1 pseudogene is annotated in these 236 nt (G+C 64.0%); it reads right to left on the bottom strand.

Annotated features, from left to right (window positions below):
- Positions 1-118: 118 nt before the first annotated feature.
- A pseudogene (locus ACLJNW_RS28525) lies at positions 119-236 on the bottom strand (glycosyltransferase family 2 protein); the annotation flags it as partial.

The raw sequence follows: 236 nt of genomic DNA, 5'->3' as shown, positions 1-236 counted from the left end.
GAACGGCCGCGGGCGTCAAGCGGCCGGCCTACCCGTTGTCGGGCGGCGATTCGAAACCAAGGTGTATCGGGGAGGTATAGCCCATGCACGACGAATCTTCGCGGTGACGGACTCAGCTCTAGTGATGGAGAAGGAAGCGCTTCAACCGGCGGTAGGTGGTGCGGTTCCACTGCCGCAGCGGCAGCGTGCTGAGCAGTTGCCAGGCATGCCGCTTGTCCGCGACCACGGCGTATTTC

Origin of the sequence: Salmonella sp. SAL4457 (assembly GCF_046548235.1) — a bacterium.
Lineage (GTDB): Bacteria > Pseudomonadota > Gammaproteobacteria > Enterobacterales > Enterobacteriaceae > Salmonella > Salmonella enterica.
This window is presented reverse-complemented; position numbering and strand designations above follow the sequence as displayed.